At 67.0% G+C, this 21,862-nt stretch carries 25 protein-coding genes and 1 riboswitch; of the genes, 13 read left to right on the forward strand and 12 right to left on the reverse strand.

Features of this window, described 5'->3' with window-relative positions; all coding sequences use genetic code 11:
• On the reverse strand, positions 1-567 hold a 567-nt coding region (locus V7Q39_RS06230; protein ID WP_333815696.1), incomplete at its 3' end, for a type I glyceraldehyde-3-phosphate dehydrogenase.
• A 187-nt stretch (positions 568-754) separates the two neighbouring features.
• Here V7Q39_RS06230 and V7Q39_RS06235 point away from each other — a divergent pair.
• Both V7Q39_RS06235 and V7Q39_RS06240 read left to right on the forward strand, forming a co-directional pair.
• Entirely contained in the window at positions 755-1,729 is a 975-nt protein-coding gene (locus V7Q39_RS06235; RefSeq protein ID WP_333815697.1) for a DUF808 domain-containing protein, read from the forward strand.
• 57 nt (positions 1,730-1,786) lie between these two features.
• The gene (locus V7Q39_RS06240) at positions 1,787-2,320 is read left to right on the forward strand and encodes a DUF2934 domain-containing protein (protein ID WP_333815698.1); all 534 of its coding nucleotides are present in this window, start codon (positions 1,787-1,789) and stop codon (positions 2,318-2,320) included.
• On the opposite strand, the gene V7Q39_RS06245 is transcribed toward V7Q39_RS06240, so the two are convergent.
• Positions 2,317-3,444, reverse strand: coding sequence for an HPP family protein (locus V7Q39_RS06245; protein ID WP_333815699.1), 1,128 nt, complete (start codon positions 3,442-3,444; stop codon positions 2,317-2,319). The two genes, V7Q39_RS06240 and V7Q39_RS06245, sit on opposite strands and share 4 nt — an antisense overlap.
• A gap of 174 nt (positions 3,445-3,618) precedes the next feature.
• Positions 3,619-5,634 carry a transketolase gene (tkt, locus tag V7Q39_RS06250; RefSeq protein ID WP_333815700.1) on the reverse strand — a complete coding sequence of 672 codons (2,016 nt, stop codon included), beginning with the start codon at positions 5,632-5,634 and terminating at the stop codon, positions 3,619-3,621.
• A 224-nt stretch (positions 5,635-5,858) separates the two neighbouring features.
• Between tkt and V7Q39_RS06255 the strand changes: the two genes are divergently transcribed.
• The 3 genes from V7Q39_RS06255 to V7Q39_RS06265 are packed head-to-tail and all read left to right on the forward strand — an operon-like array spanning position 5,859 to position 7,028.
• Positions 5,859-6,356 (forward strand): hypothetical protein, encoded by a 498-nt coding sequence (locus V7Q39_RS06255; protein WP_333815701.1) that lies wholly within the window; start codon positions 5,859-5,861, stop codon positions 6,354-6,356.
• Entirely contained in the window at positions 6,349-6,714 is a 366-nt protein-coding gene (locus V7Q39_RS06260; protein WP_333815702.1) for a cell division protein ZapA, read from the forward strand. The genes V7Q39_RS06255 and V7Q39_RS06260 overlap by 8 nt, the downstream gene beginning before the upstream one ends.
• A complete protein-coding gene (locus tag V7Q39_RS06265) occupies positions 6,711-7,028 on the forward strand; it encodes an MliC family protein (protein ID WP_333815703.1) in 318 nt (105 codons plus the stop codon). The genes V7Q39_RS06260 and V7Q39_RS06265 overlap by 4 nt, the downstream gene beginning before the upstream one ends.
• A 30-nt stretch (positions 7,029-7,058) precedes the next feature.
• Here V7Q39_RS06265 and grxD read toward each other — a convergent pair whose 3' ends face one another.
• The 7 genes from grxD to V7Q39_RS06300 all read right to left on the reverse strand — a co-directional run bounded on the left by grxD (position 7,059) and on the right by V7Q39_RS06300 (position 12,427).
• Positions 7,059-7,418, reverse strand: coding sequence for a Grx4 family monothiol glutaredoxin (gene grxD / locus V7Q39_RS06270; RefSeq protein WP_333815704.1), 360 nt, complete (start codon positions 7,416-7,418; stop codon positions 7,059-7,061).
• Complete coding sequence (locus V7Q39_RS06275) at positions 7,415-7,657, reverse strand: hypothetical protein (protein WP_333815705.1); 243 nt, start codon at positions 7,655-7,657, stop codon at positions 7,415-7,417. Before V7Q39_RS06275 ends, grxD begins: the two co-directional genes overlap by 4 nt.
• A gap of 94 nt (positions 7,658-7,751) precedes the next feature.
• The gene (locus V7Q39_RS06280) at positions 7,752-7,988 is read right to left on the reverse strand and encodes a BolA/IbaG family iron-sulfur metabolism protein (protein ID WP_333815706.1); all 237 of its coding nucleotides are present in this window, start codon (positions 7,986-7,988) and stop codon (positions 7,752-7,754) included.
• 23 nt (positions 7,989-8,011) lie between these two features.
• On the reverse strand, positions 8,012-8,515 hold the full coding sequence (locus V7Q39_RS06285) for a GNAT family N-acetyltransferase (RefSeq protein WP_333815707.1): 504 nt from the start codon (positions 8,513-8,515) through the stop codon (positions 8,012-8,014).
• Positions 8,512-8,967, reverse strand: a complete 456-nt coding sequence (locus V7Q39_RS06290; RefSeq protein WP_333815708.1) for a GNAT family N-acetyltransferase — start codon at positions 8,965-8,967, stop codon at positions 8,512-8,514. Before V7Q39_RS06290 ends, V7Q39_RS06285 begins: the two co-directional genes overlap by 4 nt.
• A complete protein-coding gene (purL, locus tag V7Q39_RS06295; RefSeq protein ID WP_333815709.1) occupies positions 8,967-11,120 on the reverse strand; it encodes a phosphoribosylformylglycinamidine synthase subunit PurL in 2,154 nt (717 codons plus the stop codon). Before purL ends, V7Q39_RS06290 begins: the two co-directional genes overlap by 1 nt.
• 401 nt (positions 11,121-11,521) lie before the next feature.
• Positions 11,522-12,427 carry a LysR family transcriptional regulator gene (locus V7Q39_RS06300; RefSeq protein ID WP_333815710.1) on the reverse strand — a complete coding sequence of 302 codons (906 nt, stop codon included), beginning with the start codon at positions 12,425-12,427 and terminating at the stop codon, positions 11,522-11,524.
• A 197-nt stretch (positions 12,428-12,624) separates the two neighbouring features.
• Between V7Q39_RS06300 and murI the strand changes: the two genes are divergently transcribed.
• On the forward strand, positions 12,625-13,437 hold the full coding sequence (murI, locus tag V7Q39_RS06305; RefSeq protein WP_333815711.1) for a glutamate racemase: 813 nt from the start codon (positions 12,625-12,627) through the stop codon (positions 13,435-13,437).
• A gap of 28 nt (positions 13,438-13,465) precedes the next feature.
• Here the strand turns inward: murI and V7Q39_RS06310 are convergent, their stop codons facing one another.
• Positions 13,466-14,026, reverse strand: a complete 561-nt coding sequence (locus V7Q39_RS06310; RefSeq protein ID WP_333815712.1) for a manganese efflux pump MntP — start codon at positions 14,024-14,026, stop codon at positions 13,466-13,468.
• Between the two features lie 48 nt (positions 14,027-14,074).
• A riboswitch (yybP-ykoY riboswitch) is annotated at positions 14,075-14,198 on the reverse strand.
• Between the two features lie 145 nt (positions 14,199-14,343).
• Between V7Q39_RS06310 and V7Q39_RS06315 the strand changes: the two genes are divergently transcribed.
• A complete protein-coding gene (locus V7Q39_RS06315) occupies positions 14,344-15,084 on the forward strand; it encodes a DUF1684 domain-containing protein (protein WP_333815713.1) in 741 nt (246 codons plus the stop codon).
• A 146-nt stretch (positions 15,085-15,230) separates the two neighbouring features.
• On the opposite strand, the gene efp is transcribed toward V7Q39_RS06315, so the two are convergent.
• The gene (gene efp / locus V7Q39_RS06320; protein ID WP_333815714.1) at positions 15,231-15,797 is read right to left on the reverse strand and encodes an elongation factor P; all 567 of its coding nucleotides are present in this window, start codon (positions 15,795-15,797) and stop codon (positions 15,231-15,233) included.
• Positions 15,798-15,881: 84 nt separating this feature from the next.
• On the opposite strand from efp, the gene epmA reads away from it, so the two are divergent.
• The 6 genes from epmA to argS all read left to right on the forward strand — a co-directional run bounded on the left by epmA (position 15,882) and on the right by argS (position 21,850).
• On the forward strand, positions 15,882-16,934 hold the full coding sequence (epmA, locus tag V7Q39_RS06325) for an EF-P lysine aminoacylase EpmA (RefSeq protein ID WP_333815715.1): 1,053 nt from the start codon (positions 15,882-15,884) through the stop codon (positions 16,932-16,934).
• Positions 16,935-17,304: 370 nt separating this feature from the next.
• On the forward strand, positions 17,305-18,333 hold the full coding sequence (argC, locus tag V7Q39_RS06330) for an N-acetyl-gamma-glutamyl-phosphate reductase (RefSeq protein WP_333815716.1): 1,029 nt from the start codon (positions 17,305-17,307) through the stop codon (positions 18,331-18,333).
• A 102-nt stretch (positions 18,334-18,435) separates the two neighbouring features.
• A complete protein-coding gene (ccmE, locus tag V7Q39_RS06335; protein ID WP_333815735.1) occupies positions 18,436-18,894 on the forward strand; it encodes a cytochrome c maturation protein CcmE in 459 nt (152 codons plus the stop codon).
• Between the two features lie 69 nt (positions 18,895-18,963).
• Positions 18,964-19,575: a holin-associated N-acetylmuramidase gene (locus tag V7Q39_RS06340; RefSeq protein WP_333815717.1), complete on the forward strand. Its 612-nt coding sequence runs from the start codon at positions 18,964-18,966 to the stop codon at positions 19,573-19,575.
• Entirely contained in the window at positions 19,566-20,036 is a 471-nt protein-coding gene (locus V7Q39_RS06345) for a holin family protein (RefSeq protein WP_333815718.1), read from the forward strand. Before V7Q39_RS06340 ends, V7Q39_RS06345 begins: the two co-directional genes overlap by 10 nt.
• Positions 20,037-20,104: 68 nt before the next feature.
• Complete coding sequence (gene argS / locus V7Q39_RS06350; protein ID WP_333815719.1) at positions 20,105-21,850, forward strand: arginine--tRNA ligase; 1,746 nt, start codon at positions 20,105-20,107, stop codon at positions 21,848-21,850.
• Positions 21,851-21,862 lie beyond the last annotated feature (12 nt).

Consider the following 21,862-nt stretch of genomic DNA (forward strand, 5'->3'; position numbering starts at 1 on the left):
GCGGTCCAGCGTCGGCTGGTCGCCGGTGTAGCTGTGGATCGTGGTCATGATGCCGCTCTCGATGCCGATGCTGTCGTTCAGCACCTTGGCCAGCGGCGCCAGGCAGTTCGTCGTGCACGAGGCGTTCGAGACCACCTTGTGCTCGGGCAGAAGGCTGCGGTGGTTCACGCCGTAGACCACCGTCAGGTCGGCCCTTTTGGCCGGGGCCGAGACCAGCACCCGCTTCGCCCCGCGCCCCAGATGTACCGCCGCCTTGTCGCGGTCGTTGAACTTGCCGGTGCACTCCAGCACCACGTCCACACCCTGCCAGTCCAGCTCTTCCGGGTTGTAGGTCGACATCATCCGGATCGGTCCGCGGCCAAGGTCAAGCCCGTCCTCGGTCACCTTCACCAGACCGGGGAAGCGGCCATGAACGCTGTCGTAGCGCAGGAGGTGGGCGTTGGTCTCGACCGGCCCGGTGGCGTTGATCGCCACCACCTGCACGTCGTTGCGGTTCGATTCCGCGATATGGGCCAAGGTGCAGCGCCCGATGCGGCCAAAACCGTTGATGCCGACAGTTACCGTCATGAAAGACATCCCCCTCGCTATGCGTTTTACAGGCCTTAGCCGGTCCACGACAGTATGCAAGGCGGAAAGCGACACGTTATCAGGATGTTAGCGCAATCTTCGCCTGTTTGCGCTAACCCTCTGCAGCGCTTTGCCGAATCCTGCGTTCCGCGCTACATCCACGGTTGCAGGGCGGATGGGGCAGGGCATGAGCGGACTTCTCGCACTTCTCGACGATGTGGCGGCCATCGCCAAGGTCGCGGCGGCCTCGATCGACGATGTCGCGGCGGCGGCGGCCAAGGCTGGCACCAAGGCCGCGGGCGTGGTGATCGACGATGCCGCCGTCACGCCGAAATACGTCCACGGCTTCTCTGCCGACCGGGAACTGCCGATCATCTGGCGCATCTCGCTGGGCTCGCTTCGGAACAAGCTGGTCATCCTGTTGCCTGGCCTCCTCGCGCTCGACTGGTTTGCGCCCTGGGCGATCACGCCCCTTCTGATGCTGGGCGGGGCCTATCTCTGCTTCGAGGGCGCAGAGAAGCTGGCCCATGCCTTCGCCCCCCATGCCGACGAGGGCGTAGAGGCGGATTTCGACACCAGAGACCCGGCCCGGCTGGAACAGGAAAAGGTCGCTGGCGCGATCAAGACCGATTTCATCCTCTCGGCCGAGATCATGACCATCGCGCTTGCCACCATCGAAAGCCCCAGCTTCTGGCTGCAGGCGGTGACGCTGGCGGTGGTGGGCACGCTGATCACCGTTGCGGTCTATGGCGCGGTGGCGCTGATCGTGAAGATGGATGACGTCGGCCTGCATCTGGCCGCCAAGGGCCGCACCAGCGGGGGCAGGGCGCTTGGCCGCGGGCTGGTGCGCGGAATGCCGAAGCTGATGGCGCTCTTGTCCACCGTGGGGACGGCGGCGATGCTCTGGGTCGGCGGCAACATCGTGATCCACGGGCTTGAGGTGACGCATCTCTGGGCCTGGCCCTACCAGACGATCCATCACATCGCCGAGGCTGCCGCTCAGGCCGTCCCCGTGGCGCAGGGCTTCGTCACCTGGCTGGTGACCGCGGCGCTGGACGGGGTCTTCGGGCTGATCCTGGGGATTATCCTGATCCCGGTCGCCACCCGGCTGATCGGCCCGCTCTGGGCTGCCGTGACCGGCAAGAAGGCCGCCGCGCACTGACGGAACCCCGCCTGCCGTCTTGGCGTTGGTTCGCCGACCGGATGAGGAGGTGGCGCCATGGACCGCAGCGATTTCGAAGCCTGGGAGGAACGTGTCCGCGCCCGCGCCGACAAGCTCTGGCGCGAGGCGGGGCGACCGGACGGCGGCTCGAAGGCCTATCTCGCCGAAGCCCGCGAACTGATCGCCATCGAGGAGGTACCGCCCGCCACCCTCGACCCGGAAGAGGCCGCCGAGCCGGTGGTGGAAGAGGCATCGATCCAGGGCAACCTTGGCGAATTCCCCACGCTGACCGACCAGGGCGAGGAGCAGACCTTCCCGCACTCCGACACCGACGACGGCCCGCGCCTGTCGGACGGCGATGCTTCGGAAGAGGGGGGCGTCCTGCCGTCGGAAGACGAGCCCGACGAGGACCTGCCGGAGGTTTCGCTGGCGGATGCCGATGTCACCTCCAGCGCGCTCAACGCCGAGGACGACCCGCCGAACGACGACCTTAACGACGACGGGGTGCCGGACGCGGAAGATATCGACGACGATGTCGAGGGCGAGATGCCGCCCGGCGACGAGTATGAGGACAGCGCGCCGCCGCGCTAGCCTGCCTGCTGCACCAGCGCCAGCCGCTGCGCCAGGGCCGAGACGAGGTCGGTCCGTGTCACGATCCCCACCACGCGCGGGCCTTCGACCACGGCCACCGCCTCGGCCCCGCCGTCGGCCAGAAGCGGCATGATCGCCCCGACAGGCGTGTCCGGCGCGATGCGGGGGGTGTCGGTCTCCATGATCTCGGCGGCTTTCGGGGGCCGTTTGCGGTGGCTGTCGATCAGATGCGCGAGGGCCCGGATCAGGCTGTGATGCTGGCGGAAGGCATCCTCGCGGGCCCGGCGGATCAGGTCGATCTGGAAGATCAGGCCCAGCAGCCGGTCTTCCTCGCCCACCACCGGCAGCGAGGTGAAGCCGCGCTTGCGGAAGATATCGGCGACCTGGCTCAGCGGCGCCTCCGGCCCCACCGTCACCAGATCGCGCGACATGATGTCCGAGGCCGCGAACCCTTCCATCCGCCGCGCCGCCGCGGCCTGTTCCGCCGCGCCCACCAGCCGGGCAAGGTCGGCGACACCGACGTTCGACGATTGCCGGAAGTCCTCCAGGATCGTCGCCAGTTCCGCTGGGTCGAGACCGATGCGCTCTTCCGGCTTGGGGTCGATGGTGCCATGTGCCCCCGGCTGGGCGGGCTGGCGGAACGGGTAGACCCGGCCCACCGCGCGGTTCCACGGGATGCCGATCGCGACCAAGAGGCAGGACCCGGCCAGGACCGGCCCCAGTATGTGTACCCATTCGGTCTTGTCCCCCAGCGCCACCAGCAGCGCCACCGCGCCCCCCGGCGGATGCAGCGCCCGGGTGGCGAGCATGGTCGCGATCGCCAGTCCCACGGCCAGCGGCACCGCCCAGTCGAGATGCGGAAGCGCGGTGATCACCGCCAGCGCCACCAGCGCCGAGAGCGTGTTGCCCATCACCACTGACCAGGGCTGCGCGAGCGGGCTGTTCGGCACCGCGAAGACCAGCACCGCCGAGGCCCCGAAGGGTGCGATCAGCCAGCCGAGGCCAAGGCCGCGCAACGCGAGCCCCGCGACGAGCAGCCCCATCCCCGCACCAAACCCCGCCCGCGCAAGGTCGACGAGCTTCGGCCCGCCCATCGCCGGGGCAAACCCGCGCCATCCCGCCATGCCCGCTCCCTCCGTTCAGGCGGACACTGCCGCGCGATTCCGCCATTGAAAAGGCCGCCCAGACCGGGCGGCCCCTCGGTTTTCGCCATCGGACGCTCCTCGTTCAACTTCGTCTCCTCGTCGCGTGACCCGCTGCGAGGAGCGTCGAAGACGAACGACGAGCCGCCGCAAAGCTCAGAGCAGCGCCTTCACCTTCGCCACGGTCGCCTCGGCGGTGATCCCGAACTCGGCGTACAGCCGCTCCATCGGGGCCGAGGCGCCGAAGCTCGACATGCCGATGAACCCGGCCTTCGCCTCGCGACCCCGCTCGCCCAGAAGCCAGCGGTCCCAGCCCTGCCGCACGCCCGCCTCGATTGCCACGCGCACCGGCCCGGCGGGCAGCACGCGTTTGCGCCAGGCCTCGTCCTGCGCCGCGAACAGCTCCATCGACGGCATCGAGACGACACGGGTGCCGATCCCCTCCGCCTCCAGCACCTCGCGGGCCTTCAGCGCGATCTCCACCTCGGAGCCCGTCGCCATCAGGATCACCTGCCGCTTGCCGGTGGCTTCCGCCAGCACATAGCCACCTTTCGCGACCATGTTGGCGTTGGTATGCGCCTTGCGCACCGCGGGCAGGTTCTGGCGGCTCAGCGCCAGCACCGTGGGCCGGGTCTTTTCGGTCAGCGCGATCTCCCAGGCCTCGGCGGTCTCGACCAGGTCGGCGGGGCGGATCACCAGCGTGTTCGGCGTCGCCCGCGAAATCGCCAGATGCTCCACCGGCTGGTGCGTCGGACCGTCCTCGCCCAGGCCGATGGAATCATGCGTCATCACATAGACCACCGGAACGCCCATCAGCGCCGACAGTCGCATCGAGGGGCGGGCATAGTCGGTGAAGCACATGAACGTCCCGCCATAGGGCCGGACCCCGCCATGCAGCACCATGCCGTTCATCGCCGCCGCCATGCCATGCTCGCGGATGCCGTAATAGACATAGCGGCCCTTGCGATCCTCGGGCGTGAAGACGCCCAGATCGGCGGTCTTGGTGTTGTTCGAGCCGGTCAGGTCGGCAGACCCCCCGATCGTCTCCGGCATGACCGGGTTCACCGCCGCCAGCACCTTCTCCGACGCCGCGCGGGTGGCGAGCTTCGGCAGGTCCGTGACCGCCTGCTTCTTCACCGCCCGGATCGCAGAGGCCAGCTTCGCCGGGGCTTCCAGCGCGAAGATGCGGGCGAATTCGGCCTGTTTCGCGGGCGAGAGCGCAGCGAGACGCGCCTCCCACTCCGCCCGCGCCTTCGCGCCGCGCGCACCCAGCGACTCCCACCATGCCTTGATGTCCGCAGGCACCTCGAACGGTCCGCCCTTCCAGCCATAGGCATCCTTCGCCGCCTGCAGCTGCGCCTTGTCGGTCAGGGCGCCGTGGCCCTTCGACGTGTCCTGCGCCGCATGGCCGATGGCGATATGCGTCTTGCAGGCCACCATCGCGGGCCGGGGCGAGGCCTTGGCCGCCGTCAGCGCCCGGTCGATATCCGCCGGGTCATGCCCGTCACACTCGAACACGTCCCAGCCCGAGGCCGCGAAGCGCGCCTTCTGGTCGGTCACGTCGGCGATGGAGACCTTGCCGTCGATGGTGATACCATTGTTGTCCCACAGCACGATCAGGCGGCCGAGCTGCTGCTTGCCCGCCAGGCCGATGGCCTCCTGGCTGACCCCCTCCATCAGACAGCCGTCGCCCGCGATGACCCAGGTATGGTGATCCTGCACCTTCGCCCCCCAGCGCGCGCGCAGGTTCTCTTCGGCCATGGCGAAGCCCACCGCGTTGGAGATCCCCTGGCCCAGCGGCCCCGTGGTGGTCTCCACGCCCGAGACATGGCCGTATTCCGGGTGTCCCGCGGTGATCGAGCCCCATTGCCGGAAGGCCTTGATCTGGTCCAGCGTCACGTCGGCATAGCCGGTGAGGTAGAGCAGGGAATAGATCAGCATCGACCCATGCCCCGCCGACAGGATGAAGCGGTCGCGGTCCGGCCAGCGCGGGGCCTTGGGGTCGAATTTCAGGTGCTTCTCGAACAGCACCGTCGCCACGTCAGCCATGCCCATCGGCATCCCCGAATGGCCCGAGTTCGCCGCCGCTACCGCATCCAGCGTCAGGGCGCGGATCGCGGTGGCGTGCATCCAATGGTCGGGGTTCTTCTGGCGGAGGGTCTGGATGTCCAAGGCGGGATTCCTTTGGCTGGGGCGTGGCAACGCAGTTGCCTGCGTCCTATCCACCGCGACAGGCAAGATCAAGCTCGCTGCCCAAGGCCTTGGGAAGAAAGGCAGGTCGCCTTTCCGGGGTTTCGCGCTAAGATCGTCTGCGACCGGGGGCAGGGCGATTCGCCGCGCCGCACCCCCGCCAGGAACGGGCGCCGGGACAGCGTCCGGGGTGCAAGGGGTAAGGGATGCAGGACATAACCGAGCTGGAAAAGCGGATCACCACCGCGCTGGAACGCATCGGCAAGGGCGTGGACCGGCTGGCCTCGCAGCCCCGGCAGGCCGCGGCTGCCGGCACCTCCGCCTCGGTCCCCGCGGATTCCGCGCTGCGCGCCCAGCTCGAGGAAGAGAAGTCGCTGACCGCCCAGCTCCAGGCCCGCCTCCGCGCCACCAAGGATCGCGAGGCGAAGGGCGACCTGCAGGACAAGGTCGACCGGCTGACGCAGGAGCTGGACGTGCAGGGGCTGGAACTGCAGCGGATGCGCCGGGTGAACGCAAGCCTGCGCGAGCAGCTGGAGGCCTTGCGCACGGCCGCCGCCGCGGGCGCGACCGAGCCCGGCCTGATCAACAAGGCGATGGCCGCCGAGCTTGAAGCCCTGCGCGCCACGCGACTGACCGAAATGGCCGAGATGGACGAAATCCTCGCCGCTTTGGAACCCCACCTGACGGAGGCTGGCAATGCCTGAACTTGAAGTGACAATCGGCGACCGCCCGTTCCAGGTCTCCTGCCAGCCGGGGGAGGAACATTTCCTTCGCTCTGCCGCCGGAATGCTGGATGCCGAAGCCGCGCCGATCATCGCCCAGATGGGTCGTCTGCCCGAGGCGAAGATGCTGCTGATGGCGGGGTTGATGCTGGCCGACAAGACGGCTGCGGTCGAGGACGAGCTTCGCACCCTGCGCGCCCGCGTCGCGGAGCTCGAAGCCCGGCCCGTTGCCACCCGCGACGTCGCCGTGATCCCGCCGCAGGTGAACGAAACGCTGGCCGAGATCGCCGCCCGCGCCGAAGCGATGGCCGCCCGCGTCGAAGAGCAGGTGCGCGCATGAGAGTCCTGGTTCTTCTCGCCCTGCTGCCGACCGCCGCTGCCGCGCAGGAATTCACCTCCGACCGCTATCTCTGCGACCGCGGCGTCGAGGTGCCCGCGACCTATATCAACGGCCCGGACCAGAGCCTTGCCGTGATCCATGTCGAAGGCAGCCAGATCACGCTGATCAACGAACCCGCCGCCTCCGGGGCCCGCTACGGCTGGCCCTCGGACGGGTCGAACTATGTCTGGTGGACCAAGGGCGACGAGGCGACGCTCTACTGGAAAACACCCGAGGGCGAGACGCCGCTGCTGACCTGCGCCATCGCCCCGTAGGGTGGGTGAAACCCACCGCCCCGCGTAAAATCAGGCGTTGGCTTCGCGGATCTTGTCCGCCGCTTCCTTGTCGAAGGCCACGCCCTTCGTCTCGAAAAGCTGATCCAGCTCGCCCGACAGCGTCATCTCGGTCACGATATCGCAGCCGCCCACGAACTCGCCCTTGACGTAAAGCTGCGGGATCGTCGGCCAGTCGCTGAAATCCTTGATCCCCTGCCGGATCTCGGCATCGGCCAGCACGTTCACGTCCTGGAACTCGACCCCCATGAAATTCAGGACCCCCGCCACGCGGGACGAGAACCCGCATTGCGGCATCATCTTGGTGCCCTTCATGAACAGCACCACATCGTTCTTCGTGATCGTGTCACGGATCGTGTCTTGGGCGCTCATCGCCTGATCTCCTGTTCGTCGTCTTCGCTGACGTGATAGCTGGCCGCGCCGCGCTGCGCCAGATAGGCTTCCATGCGCCGCTGGGATTCCAGGGTCGCGGCGCGGCGGGCCTCGAAGTCCGTGTCAACCGGCTCGGGCAGGCCTCGCTTGCGGCGGTTTCGCGCCTTGAGCATGGTCACGATCCCCACCAGCGGCATGAGCACGGACACCAGCCCGCCTAGTCCCGCACCCGTCGCCATCCCGCATCCCTCCGCCCGAAAAACCGCCTGAAGATAGGGCCCGCCTGAAGATAGGGGCTGACCCGGCGCCCGACAAGGCGGGCGGCGAGCCGCTTTACTCCGGCGCCTTCGTCGTCAGCGCCAGCGCGTGCAGCGCGCCGTTCGGGCCGTCCATCTTGCCCTTCAGCGCGGCATAGACCGCGCGCTGCTGCTGCACCCGGTTCAGCCCGCGGAAGGACTCGTCGATCACCTCCGCCGCGAAATGCGCACCGTCGTCGCCCTGCACGCTGATCTTCGCCTTCGGAAAGGCCTCCCGCAGCAGGGTTTCGATGTCACGGGCTTCGATGGGCATTCGGCGTCTCCTTTGGCTTCAACCTAGGCCCGCGCCGGAAGCGGTTCAAGGGCTTCCCATTCCGGCCGCAGCATCCCGTAAAGCATCAGGTCCACCACCCGCCCCGGCACCGGGCGATACCAGTGCTGCCGCAGTCGCCCCTCCAGCGTGAAACCTGCGCGCTCGTAGACCCTCATCGCCCGCGGGTTCTCCGACGACGCATCCAGCCAGACCCGCGCGGCCTTCAGCGTGCCGAACCCGTAGTCCAGCAGCGCCCGCAGGAAGGCCTGCCCCTGGCCGCCGCCCACACCGGCCAGCGCCAGCCTGCGCAACTCCACCGCGCCGGAGGGCTCGCCGATCTTGCAGAAGAGCGCAAAGCCCGCGGCTTCGCCCGCCATCTCCCAGATCAGCAGCCGCGAGGCGGGGTCGGCCAGATACTCGGCCAAGACCGCATCGTCCTCGTCGGTGATGAAGGGCGCATAGTCCGGGCGGCTGGCAAGCCCGCGGATGAAGGCGAAATCGGCCGGTGCCGCTGGACGCAGGCTCATCGCCGCCACTCCCGCGCCAAGAGGCCCATCAGGTAGCAGTCGATCCAGTCGCCACCGGGCCGCTTCCAGCATTCGCGAATGTGGCCTTCGCGCTGGAACCCGAGCCCTTCGTAAAGCCGTAGCGCGCGGGCATTGTCCACCGTCACGTCCAAGCCGATCCGATGGCCCTGCAACGGTCCGAAGACCCGGGCCAGGACGGCCCGCAGCAGTGGCTCGCCCTGTCCGGGCCGCGTGCTGACCAGGGCGGAAAGCCCATAGACCTGCGGCACCCAGGTCATCATCGTGGCGAAACCCGCGACCTCGCCGTCCAGGTCCCAGAGGAAGGCCTCGCCGCGCCCGATGGCCCCCTCGATCTCGCCCTCTTCCGGCGGTTCGATCCATTGCGCATTCGTCGGCGCCAGCCAGAGGGCCGCGATCAGATCGAGGTCACGGGCCGTCGCGGGCCGCAGCATCAGACCCCGACCACCGCCGCAAAGGCCGAACGGTACAGCCGCGACAGATCCGCCATCGGCGCGCTCTCCATCCCGAACGTCACCTTGTCGCCGCCGAACTTGCCCACCTGAGTCACCTTGACCCCGCCCGCCGCCGCCATGAAGGCCGCCAGGTCCTCGGCCCGGATCGCCACCAGATAGCGCGCCTGGTCCTCGCCGAAAAGCTGGCCGATCTCGCCGGTCTTCAGCGTCAGGCCAATGCCAGCGCCCTCGGCCATGCGGAACGCCGCCAGCGCGAGGCCCCCGTCGCCCAGGTCCCGCGCGGCACGGATGCGCCTGCGGTTCGCCAGCAGCGCCTTGGCCGCATTCGCTTCCAGCGTCAGGTCGACGGGCGGCGGCTCGCCCGCCTCGATCCCGAAGGCCTCGGCCAGCAATGCCGACTGCCCCAGATGCCCCCGCGTCTCGCCGATCACCACCGCGATGTCGCCGTCCTGCGGCTGGCCCGCGATCAGTTCCTCGGCCTTCATGATCCCGACCGCACCGATGGTCGGCGTCGGCAGGATGCCGCTGCCATCGGTTTCGTTGTAGAGGCTCACGTTCCCCGACACGATGGGCATATCGAGCGCCTTCACCGCCGCCCCGATCCCTTCCAGCGCGCCCACGAACTGGCCCATGATCTCGGGCTTTTCCGGGTTGCCGAAGTTGAGGTTGTCGGTCGTCGCCAGGGGCTTCGCCCCCACCGCCACGAGGTTCCGGTAGGCTTCCGCCACCGCCTGCTTGCCGCCCTCGAACGGGTTCGCCTTCACATAGCGCGGCGTCACGTTCGAGGTGAAGGCCAAGAGCTTGCCGGTGCCGTGCACCCGCACCACGCCAGCCCCGGCGCCGGGCGGCAGCACGGTATCGGCCCCCACCTGGCTGTCATACTGTTCATAGACCCAGCCCTTGTGCGCATAGGAGGGCGAGCCGATCAGCGCCTTCAGTGCCGCAATCGGGGTGATCGCGGGCACCTGCGGCAGGGGTGCCGGGTCGGGAGAGGGCACATGAGGCCGGTCATATTCCGGTGCCGAGGACGACAGCTTCGACAGCGGAATGTCCGCCTTCACCTCGTTGCCATGCAGGATCAGGAAGCGATCCTCGGGGATCGTCTCGCCGACAATGGCAAAGTCCAGATCCCATTTGACGAAGATCGCCCGCGCTTCCGCCTCCATCTCGGGCTTCAGCACCATCAGCATCCGCTCTTGCGACTCGGACAGCATCATCTCGTAGGCCGTCATCCCCGTCTCGCGCTGCGGCACGTCGTCCAGCTGCAACCGGATGCCAAGGCCGCCCTTGTCGCCCATCTCGACCGCTGAACAGGTCAGCCCCGCCGCGCCCATGTCCTGGATGGAGATGACTGCGCCAGAGGCCATCAGCTCCAGACAGGCCTCCAGCAGGCGCTTCTCGGTGAAGGGGTCGCCGACCTGCACCGTCGGACGCTTCTCCTCGATCGTGTCGTCGAATTCGGCCGAGGCCATCGTCGCCCCGCCCACCCCGTCGCGCCCCGTCTTGGCGCCGAGGTAGACCACCGGCATCCCCACGCCCGAAGCCGCCGAGTAGAAGATCTTGTCGGTATCCGCCAAGCCGGCGGCAAAGGCGTTGACCAGGCAATTGCCGTTGTAGCTGCGATGGAACCGCACCTCGCCCCCGACCGTCGGCACCCCGAAGGCATTGCCGTAGGACCCAACGCCCTCGACCACGCCCTTGACCAGATGCGCGGTCTTGGGGTGATCGGGCACGCCGAAGGACAGCGCGTTCATCGCCGCGATGGGGCGTGCGCCCATGGTGAACACGTCGCGCAGGATGCCGCCGACGCCGGTCGCGGCACCCTGATGCGGCTCGATATAGGAGGGGTGGTTGTGGCTCTCCATCTTGAAGATCACCGCCTGCCCGTCGCCGATATCGACCACGCCCGCATTCTCGCCCGGCCCGCAGATCACCTGCGGCCCGGTGGTCGGCAGCTTCTTCAGATGGATTTTCGACGACTTGTAGGAACAATGCTCGTTCCACATCGCGGAAAAGATGCCCAGCTCGGTGAAAGTGGGCTTCCGCCCCAGGATGCCCAGCAGCCGCTCCCACTCATCGGGCTTGATCCCGTGGCTGGCGACGAGGTCCGGCGTGATGGCGGGCTCTTGCATGGCATCCCCTCTGGCGGCTTGGCCCGCCTCATAAGGGAAAGGCCGGGGAAGGGCAAACCGCAGCCAGCGCGCGGGGGCCAAATTTTCGCGAAATTTTTTGGCCGCTTCCGGGCCCGCATGCGCCCGGGGCCGGTGAGCCGCAAAGCGCGCTGTGCCGCCTGATCGCCTTGTCTATGACATGGCCCGCCGACCGCGCCTTCCTTCAGGCGCGTCTGGCAGCGCTTGGATGAAAAAAAAGGCCGAGCTTCCGCTCGGCCAAGTCCAACAGGGAGGTACGAAGGGGCAAGAGCCAAGCTCGTCGCCGCTTCGAGAGTTGAAATAGTGCCCCGTGCTTGCGCAAACAAGTCAGGAATGCCCGACGTTTGGGCATTGCCGTTATGCAGATGCTGCATGGCAGCATTTCACGCCGCCGCCTCCTCGGACTGGCGGCGGCGGAAGGTCATGATTTCCTCGGTCACGAAGTCCCGGAAGGCCGCCACCCGCTTGGAATGCCGCAGTTCCTCGGGGTAGGCCAGGAAGACCGGCACCTCGCCGCTCTGCACATCCGGCAGGACCCGCACCAGATTGGGGAAATCGTCCGTCAGGTAATCCGGCAGCACCCCGATCCCCAGATGGTTCAGCACTGCCTGCAACACGCCGAAATAGTTGTTCACCGTCAGCGTGGACGGGATGTCATGCGTCATCAACTCCGCCACCAGCGAGGCCCCCGCCGCCACCTGCGGCGTCCCCGCATGCTGCGCGATCAGCCGGTGGCTGGAGAAATCGTCCATCGTCACCGGCGTGCCATGCGCCGCCAGGTATTCCGGCGTTGCGAACAGCTGCATCCGGATCTGCATCAGCCGCTTGCGGATCAGGTCGGCCTGGGAGGGCTCCTTCATGCGGATCGCCACATCCGCCTCGCGCATCGGCAGGTCCAGGACCCGCTCTTCCAGCATCAGGTCGATCTTCAGCGCCGGGTATTTCTCATAGAGCCGCGCCAGACGCGGGGCCAGCCACAGCGTGCCGAACCCCATCGTCGTCGTGACCCGCAGCTCGCCGAAGACCTCGTCCTCGCTGTCCCGGATCCGCGCCGCCGTCGCATCCAGCCGCCGCACCATCTGCTGCGTCGCGTCGAACAGAAGCTCGCCCTGTTCGGTCAGGATCAGCCCCCGCGCATGGCGGTGGAACAGCGTCACTGCCAGGCTCTCCTCCAGCGCGCGGATCTGCCGGCTGACCGCCGATTGCGACAGGTGCAGCACATCGCCCGCATGGGTCAGGCTGCCTTTCTCCGCCACCGCGTGAAAGATCCTCAGCTTGTCCCAATCCATCCCGTCATCCTCTTTCAAACCCGAAGCACATTAACACGAGCCATGCTTCTGGTGAAAACCTGTTCTGATGTAAATGCCGTGACAGCGCAGAAAAAGCCCGGCCCGATGTCGCAGCCCTTCCGAAACCGGGCCGCTCTGCCTATGATGCAACCCACAAGCGGGCAGGATGACCCGCGGGCAGGCGAAAAGGGCAGGGCATGGCGGTAGGTGTCTTCGATTCGGGCCTCGGCGGGCTTACCGTTCTTGATGCGTTGACAAAGCGCCTGCCGGATATCCCCTTTGTCTATTTCGGCGACAATGCCCATGCCCCCTACGGCGTCCGCGATTCCGACGACATCTTCGCTTTGACCTGCGCCGCCACTGAACGGCTCTGGGTCGAGGGGTGCGATCTGGTGATCCTGGCCTGCAACACCGCCTCTGCCGCGGCGCTGAAGCGGATGCAGGAAACCTGGGTCCCGCCGGAGAAGCGCGTCCTCGGCGTCTTCGTCCCGCTGATCGAGGCCTTGACCGAACGCCAGTGGGGCGACAATTCGCCGCCGCGCGAAGTGGCCGTCAAGCATGTCGCCCTCTTCGCCACCCCCGCCACCGTCGCGTCACGGGCCTTCCAGCGCGAACTGGCCTTCCGCGCCATCGGTGTCGACGTCGAGGCCCAGCCCTGCGGCGGCGTGGTCGATGCCATCGAACAGGGCGACGAAATCCTCGCCGAAGCCCTCGTCCGCTCCCATGTCGAGGCGCTGAAGCGCCGGATGCCCAACCCCGAGGCCGCGATCCTCGGCTGCACGCATTATCCCCTGATGGAGAAGATCTTCGCCGAGGCTCTGGGGCAGGGGGTCAAGGTCTATTCCCAGGCCAATCTCGTGGCCGAAAGCCTTGCCGACTACCTGACCCGCCGCCCGCAATTTCTCGGATCTGGCACGCAGTCGAAATTCCTGACCACCGGGGATCCGGCTTCTGTGTCCAACAAGGCGACCCAGTTCCTGCGCCGGAAGATCACGTTCGAGGCCGCCTGATCAACGGCGGGCTTCGGTTGGTTCGAGATCAGCCCGCCATCAGGTGCTCGACCAGGATCGTGGACCCGAGTCCGAACAGCGCAATGCCGCCGATGGTTTCGGCGATCCGCCCGAAGCGCTGGCCCAGAAAGCGACCAGCAAGGATTCCGGTCGAACTCATCAGCATGGTCGCGACGCCGATGGCCAGCGCGATGACGAAGATGTTCACTTCCAGAAAGGCCAGCGAAACCCCGACCGCCATCGCGTCGATCGAGGTGCCGATCGCCGTGGCAATGGTCGTCCACAGCGAAGATGGCTGCGGCTCGGTGCTGTCCTTGCGGGTCATGGCCTGCAGAACCATGTGGACCCCCACGGCGGACAACAGCGCGAAGGCGATCCAGTGGTCCACCGCCGCGACATACCGGCTGGCGACAACGCCTGCCGCCCAGCCCATGATCGGGGTCACGGCTTCCACCAGCCCGAAGATCGCGCCGGTGCGCAGCGCATGGCCAAGGGTCGGGCGCTGCGATGCTGCTCCCTTGCCGACTGACGCGACGAAGGCATCGATTGACATCGAAACGGCAAGCACGCCGATGGAGATCGGGGTCATTGTCGGTTCCTCAGGGCTGATCCGGGCGATGGACGGACCCCGCCCGCAGAGTCCCTTCGCCACGGTCTTGCAAAGCCCTTGAAGGACCGGACACGCCACGCGGAACGGCCCCGCGAGTATGTTGACGTGCCTCCGCCATCGCTGGCGGTCGCTACTCCCCGATAGGGGCTGGGTAGGGCGATTCTGGCATAAAGTAAAGCGAAATCAATCAATTAAGATTGCGTCTCATTCGCAAAAAGTCGCGGCGATCCCACGGAAGGCGCTGGTCTGCGCCGCGCCCACTAGGCAGCGCCCGTCCGGCAGCCTATCCTCGCCACATGATCCCGCTTGCAGACCACCGCGCCGCCCGCCTTGCCGCCCTGACCGCGCCTGACGGCTGGCTGAACCTCGTCGCCCGGACCGACCTCGCGCCGGGCCAGCACAGCGTCGGGGCGGCACAGCCGGTGCAATTGCCCTCGGGCCCGGACCTCCTCGGCACTCTGGACCTCACCGAAGCTGGTGCGACCTTCGCCCGCCCCGGTGAAGCGCCGCAACCCTTCCAGCCGGTCCCCGATGCCTTCCCGCAGCTTCGCGTCGACCCGTTCCTTTTGGAAATCCACACCGTCGACGGCATCCCGGCGCTCCGCGTTCGCGACCTGACGCGCCAGCCGACCCTCACGCTGCGGTATTTTTCCGACGACCCGGACTGGATCGTCCGCGCGAAATGGGAAAGCCTTACCCCGGAGGCCGCTGAAATCACGATGAAAGACGGCTCTACCGCTGCTGTCACCCTGACCCACCGCGCAACGTTCCAGCATCAGGGCAAGACCGTCACCCTGACCCCGACACACTGGAAATCCGGCAAACCGATGTTCGTCTTCCGCGACGCCACAGCGGGCGAAACCTATCCGGCCTGCCGCTTCCTCTTCGGCGAGGACCCGTCCGGGACCGAGATCACGCTCGACTTCAACCGCGCCATCTCGCCCCCCTGCGCCTTCACCGACTTCGCCATCTGCCCCTTGCCGCCCCCCGGCAACATCCTGCCCTTCCGCATCGAGGCCGGCGAACTGGCGCCGTAGGCCGGGCTTCTGGCCGGCTCTCAAGATGGTCCCGCGAACGAAAAGGCACGCCCGGGGGCGTGCCTTACAAATCTTGCGAATTCCTTAATGCTCGCAGGCAACCCGTTGAAATCTATGGGTTGCAAAAGCCGCCCGCGCGCGGGCAGTCAGTCCTTCGCCCGCTCGACATAGCTGTCGTCGTCGGTGTTGATCACGATCCGCGTGCCCGGCCCGATATGGGGGGGAACCATGACCCGAAGGCCGTTCTGCACCGTCGCGGGCTTGTAGGACGACGACGCGGTCTGCCCCTTCGTCACCGGCTCGGTCTCCAGAATCTCGACGGTGATCTTCTGCGGCACTTCCATCGCGATCGGAACCCCGTCGAAGGTTTTCACATAGCAGCGCATGCCTTCCTGCAGGTAGGCCTTGTTCGCGCCCAAAATATCCTCGGTGACGACGACCTGCTCATAGGTGGTCGGCTCCATGAAGTGGAAGCCTTCCCCGTCCTCGTAGAGGAAATCATACTCCCGCTCGTCCACCGTGGCCTTCTCGACCATCTCGGTCGTCCGCCACCGTTCGCTGACCTTCGTCCCGTCCGAAATCCGCCGCATGTCGACGCTGGTGGTGGGCGTCCCCTTGCCGGGATGGAAGTTCGAGGCGGTCAGGACGACATAGAGCCTGCCGTCCATCTCGACGACGTTGCCCTTGCGAAGCGAGGAGGCGATGACTTTCACGGGTTGGTCCTTGTGAATGGGGGGCCGGTCCCCTAGACCGCCCGTTATCCGCGCGCCCTAACCGATCCGAACCGGAATTTCCAGATGAATCCCTCCTCTGCCCCGGACACTCCCTGGTGGACCCCCTCGCGCCACGCCGACCGTCGCCCGCTTCTTCTGACCCGGAACCGCATCCAGGCGGCGATCCGGGGCTGGCTGGCGGGGGAAGGCTTCACCGAGGTCGACCCGGCGGCGCTGGCCACCTCGCCGGGGAACGAGGCCCACCTGCATGGCTTCGCGACCGAGACCATCGGGAATGACGGGCTGGGGCGGCAGATGTATCTCCACACCTCGCCCGAATTCGCGATGAAGAAGCTGCTGGCGGCGGGGGAGACCCGGATCCATGCCTTCTCTCATGTCTGGCGCAACCGGGAGCGGGGTCCGCTGCATTCGCCGGAGTTCACGATGCTGGAATGGTACCGGGTCGGCGAGGGGTATGAGACCCTGATGGCCGATACCGTCGCCTTCCTGCGGCTGGCGGCCGAGGCTGCGGGGACCCCGGTGCTGCGGTTCCGGGACCGGGTCTGTGATCCTTTCGGGGGGCCGGAGCGGCTGTCGGTGGCCGAGGCTTTCGCGACCCATGCCGGGGTCGACCTTCTGGGCTCGATCCGGGCGGACGGGGCGACGGATGCGGGGCGGCTCGGGGCGGAGCTGGACCGGATCGGGGTGCGGCGGGCGGCGGACGACACCTGGTCGGACATGCTGAGCCGTGTGCTGTCGGAGAAGGTGGAGCCGAAGCTGGGGCTGGGGCGGGTGACGATCCTGGACCGCTACCCCGCGGCGGAGGCGGCCCTGGCGCGGAAGGTGCCGGGGGACGGTCGGGTGGCGGAGCGGTTCGAGGTCTATGCCTGTGGGGTGGAGCTGGCGAACGGGTTCGGGGAACTGACCGACCCGGGCGAGCAGCGGCGGCGGTTTCAGGCGGAGATGGCCGAGAAGGCGCGGGTCTATGGGGAGAGCTATCCGCTGGACGAGGATTTCCTGGCGGCGCTGGCCCTGATGCCCCCGGCTGCGGGGATCGCGATGGGGTTCGACCGGGTGGTGATGCTGGCGACCGGGGCACCGCGGGTCGAGGATGTGATGTGGACGCCGGTGCCGTGATCTGCCCGCGCGCGGGCAGGGTTTCTGGATCAATGATTTCAGTGGCTTATCTGCGGGCGTTCAGAGTTTCTTAACCTGACGGGGCGGTGGGTCAACCTGCGCCGGAGGCGCAGAACGACCCACCCTACGGGGCGGATCGGTCGGGTTGAAACGGGTGTCATATTGAGCGCTGACGCGCGAAGACCTTTTGTCTCGTCGTCGGGCTTCGCCTCCTCCTCGGGCGTCGGGGGCGCTTCGACCCCCAAACCCCCGGAGAGTATTTGGAAAAGAGCAATGCGAAGGGTCGTTTTTCGCCGGGCCGGTGGGATGGTCTTGCATTGCGAGCGGGAGCGGCGCAAAGAGGGCGCGTTTCTGTTGCGGAGCCCAAGCCATGACCCATCGCATCGCCATCCTCGGGGCCTCGGGCTATACGGGGGCAGAGCTTGTCCGACTGATCGCGACGCATCCCTCGATGCGCATCGTGGCCCTGTCGGCGGACCGCAAGGCGGGGATGTCCATGGCGGAGGTCTTTCCCTTCCTTCGGCATCTCGACCTGCCGAAGCTTGCGAAGATCGAGGAGATCGACTTTTCCGGCGTGGACCTCTGCTTCTGCGCGCTGCCCCATGCGACGACGCAGGAGGTGGTGGCGAAGCTGCCGCGGAGCTTGCGGATCGTCGACCTCAGCGCCGACTTCCGGCTGCGCGACCCGGCGGAATACGAGAAGTGGTATGGCCAGCCGCATACGGCAGTGGATGTCCAGAAGGAGGCGGTCTACGGGCTGACCGAGTTCTACCGTGACGAGATCAGGGCGGCGCGGCTGGTCGCTGGCACGGGGTGCAATGCGGCGACCGGGCAGTTCGCGCTGCGGCCCCTGATCGCGGCGGGCTGCATCGACCTGGACGATATCCTGATCGACCTGAAGGCCGGCGTTTCGGGCGCGGGGCGAAGCCTGAAGGAGAATCTGCTTCACGCCGAATTGTCCGGCGGGACGCACACCTATTCGGCGGGCGGCAAGCACCGGCATCTGGGAGAGTTCGACCAGGAGTTTTCCAAGGTGGCGGGGCGGCCGGTCCGTGTGCAGTTCACGCCGCATCTTCTGCCGATGAACCGGGGGATCCTTGCCACGGTCTATGTGAAGGGCGATGCGAAGACCGTCCATCAGGTGCTTGAAAAGGCGTATGAAAACGAGCCCTTCCTGCAAGTCCTCCCCTTCGGTGCGCTGCCCTCGACCCGCGACATCGCGGGATCGAACTTCTGCCATCTGGGCGTCATCGGCGACCGGATTCCCGGGCGGGCGATGGTCGTGGCGGTGCTGGACAACCTGACCAAGGGAAGCTCGGGCCAGGCGATCCAGAACGCGAACCTGATGCTGGGGCTGCCCGAGGCCGAGGGGCTGATGCTGGCTCCGGTCTTTCCGTGACAGGCACTTGACCGAGGTCAATGCCTTCCCACCTTCCTTGTGGCAGAAAGCCCGCAGGAGCAAGGGATGCGAGCGATGAGTGGCAAGCAGGAATTCCGCGGGCTGAAGGGGTTGAAGAAGCAGCGGCGCATCCAGGTGATCGCGCTGGCGGCGGTGGCGCTGATCTCGATGGTGGGCGTGATCTACTTCTTCGTTCCCTCGACGGCGCTGAATTATTTCCGCAGCCCCACCGAGGTTGTCGCTTCGCCGCCACCCTCCGAGGAGATGTTCCGCATCGGCGGGCTGGTCGTCGAGGGTTCGATCCGGCGGGGCGAGGGCACCGAGGTGGCCTTTGCGGTGACGGACACCAATGCAACGGTGCCGGTGCGCTATACCGGCGTGTTGCCGGACCTGTTCGGCGAGGGGCAGGGGATGATCGCTCTGGGCAGGATGGAGGGCGATACCTTCGTCGCGACCGAGGTCCTGGCCAAGCATGACGAGAAATACATGCCGAAGGAAGTGGTCGACGCGCTGAAGGAGCAGGGCGTCTACGTCGATCCCGGCGCCAAGCCCGCAAGCTGAGCGCGCGCTGCGGCAGGGCGGCGTTAAGGCCGTCCTGGCAGGCTGTCCCCCGATCTGAAGGGGGTGCCGATGCCGAATGTCCGGGAGATTGCCGAAGAGATCGTGACCCGCGAGGGCGATTTCGTGAACGACCCGGACGATCCGGGCGGGGCCACGAACCATGGGGTGACGATCCACACGCTTCGGCGGCTGGGGATCGATGTGAACCGCGACAGCCGGATCGATCTGGCCGATGTGAAGGCGCTGACGCGGGCGCAGGCGGTGGAAATCTATCTGGAGCACTACTTCAAGCGGCCGGGGATCGCGGCCCTGCCGGAGGCGCTGCAGGCCTCGGTCTTCGACATGTATGTGAACGCGGGCGGCAATGCGGTGAAGATCCTGCAGCGGCTGTTGACCGACATGGGGTTTCCTTGCGATCCCGATGGCGAGATCGGGCCGCAGACCATTCGCGCGGCGCAGGCGGCCTTTGAGGCGGCGCCCGCGCATCTGGTGGATGCCTATGGGATCGCGCGGCGGAACTATTACTACGCCTTGGCGGACAAGCGCCCGGCCAGCCGGAAATATGCGCGGGCAAAGGATGGCGGCAAGGGTGGCTGGATCAGGCGAGCCGAGGCCTTCATTGCGCCGAAATACCACCTGACGGCGGCGCAGCATGCGGCGCGGGTGTCGGCATGGGGATGATCGGCAAGCTGATCGGCTCTCCCGCGGCGGTGAGTGCGCTGGGGGAAGCGGCGCAGGGGGTGGCGGAGGTCTTCCTGCCTTCGGCGACGAAGAAGATGGAGCTGTCGGCCGAGGCGCAGATGGCCGCGCTGCGGCAGCTGGGCGAGGAGTACCAGCACCCGGCGTTATCGTGGTTCGACCGGTTGGTGAATGGGCTGAACCGGCTGCCGCGGCCCTTCCTGGCCTTCGGAACGCTGGGGTTTTTCACCTATGCGATGGTCGATCCGGAGGCTTTTGCCAAGCGGATGGTGGGGCTGAACGCGGTGCCGGAGCCACTGTGGTGGCTGCTGGGTGCCATCGTCGCCTTCTACTTCGGGGCGCGGGAGACCTACTACTTCCGCAACCGGGGGGTGATGTCGCCCTTCGCAGCGGGCGGCACCGGGGAAGAGAATGCGGCGCTGGAGGATTGGCGGCAGGGGTGATCCCCTGCCTCTTCTTGACCTCTGATCGGGCCTCTGGCATGGCCTTGGGCATCAGAGGATGTGATCAAATGAACCTGTTCGCCGATATCCGTGAGCTTGTGGTGGCCGAGCTTGAGGCGCTGATGGTCGGGGGCGTGCTGCCTGCGGGCCTCGACCTGAGCGGCGTCGCGGTGGAGCCGCCGCGCGATGCGGGCCATGGCGAGATGGCGACCAATGCGGCGATGGTGCTGGCGAAGCCGGCGGGGATGCAGCCGCGCGCGATTGCCGATGCGCTGGCGGTGCGGCTGATGGAGGACCCTCGCATCGCGGGGGCGGATGTGGCGGGGCCGGGGTTTTTGAACCTGCGGCTGGAGCCTGCGGCCTGGCAGGGGCTGGTGCGCGAGGTGCTGGAGCGGGGGGCGGACTACGGACGCTCAACCCTGGGTGAGGGGCGCAAGGTGAACGTGGAGTTCGTCAGCGCCAACCCGACGGGACCGATGCATGTGGCCCATGCCCGCGGTGCGGTGGTGGGCGATGCGCTGGCCTCGCTTCTGGATTTCGCGGGTTATGCGGTCACGCGGGAATATTACATCAACGACGGGGGCGGGCAGGTCGATGTGCTGGCCCGCAGCGCCTATGAGCGGTATCGCGAGGCGAATGGGCTGTCGCCCGAGATCGCCGAGGGGCTGTATCCGGGTGATTACCTGATTTCGGTGGGCGAGGCCTTGAAGGCCATGCATGGCGACCGGCTCCTGGATATGCCGGAGAGTGAATGGCTGGCCGAGGTGCGGGTCTTTGCCACCGACATGATGATGGCGATGATCCGGCACGACCTGGCGGCGCTGGGCGTGACGATGGACGTCTATTCGTCGGAGAAGGCGCTGTATGGCACCGGGCAGATCGAGGCGGCGATCGAACGGCTGCGCGGGCTGGGGCTGATCTACACCGGCGTGCTGGAGCCGCCGAAGGGCAAGGCGCCGGAGGACTGGGAGCCGCGGGAGCAGACCCTGTTCCGCTCCACCGCCTTCGGGGATGACCAGGACCGGCCGGTGCAGAAGTCGGACGGGGCCTGGACCTATTTCGCGCCGGATATCGCCTACCACTGGAACAAGGTGGAGCGCGGGTTCGACGAGCTGATCAACATCTTCGGGGCGGACCATTCCGGCTATGTCAAACGGCTGAAGGCGGTCGTCGCGGCGCTGTCGGAGAACCGGGTGACGCTGGACATCAAGCTGATCCAGCTGGTGAAGCTTCTGAAGGGCGGGCAGATCGTCAAGATGTCGAAGCGGGCGGGGACCTTCGTCACGCTTCGCGACCTGATCGACGAGGTGGGGCCGGATGTGGTCCGCTTCGTCATGCTCACGCGGAAGAACGACGTGGCGCTGGACTTCGACTTCGACAAGGTGACGGAGCAGTCGAAGGACAATCCGGTCTTCTATGTGCAATATGCCAATGCAAGGGTGAATTCGATCCTGCGGAAAGCGCGCAGCGAGACGGGGCTGGATGTGAGCGATGCCTCGCTTTCGGCGGCGCATCTGGCTCATCTGGGGCACGAGGCCGAACTGGAGGTGATCCGCAAGCTGGGCGAATGGCCCCGGCTGGTGGAGATCGCGGCCAAGGGGCATGAGCCGCACCGGGTGGCCTTCTACCTGTACGAGCTGGCCTCGGACTTCCACGGGCTGTGGAACAAGGGCAACGATGATGACAGCTTGCGGTTCCTCCAGGGGGATACCGCAAAATCCTTGGCGAAAATCGCCCTCGCCCGGGCCGTGGGCGTTGTTATTTGCGCAGGCCTTGGTATCCTTGGCGTGACCCCGGTCGAGGAAATGCGCTGACGAACGGCGCCC

Source organism: Tabrizicola sp. (genome assembly GCF_036781545.1).
Classification (GTDB): domain Bacteria; phylum Pseudomonadota; class Alphaproteobacteria; order Rhodobacterales; family Rhodobacteraceae; genus Tabrizicola.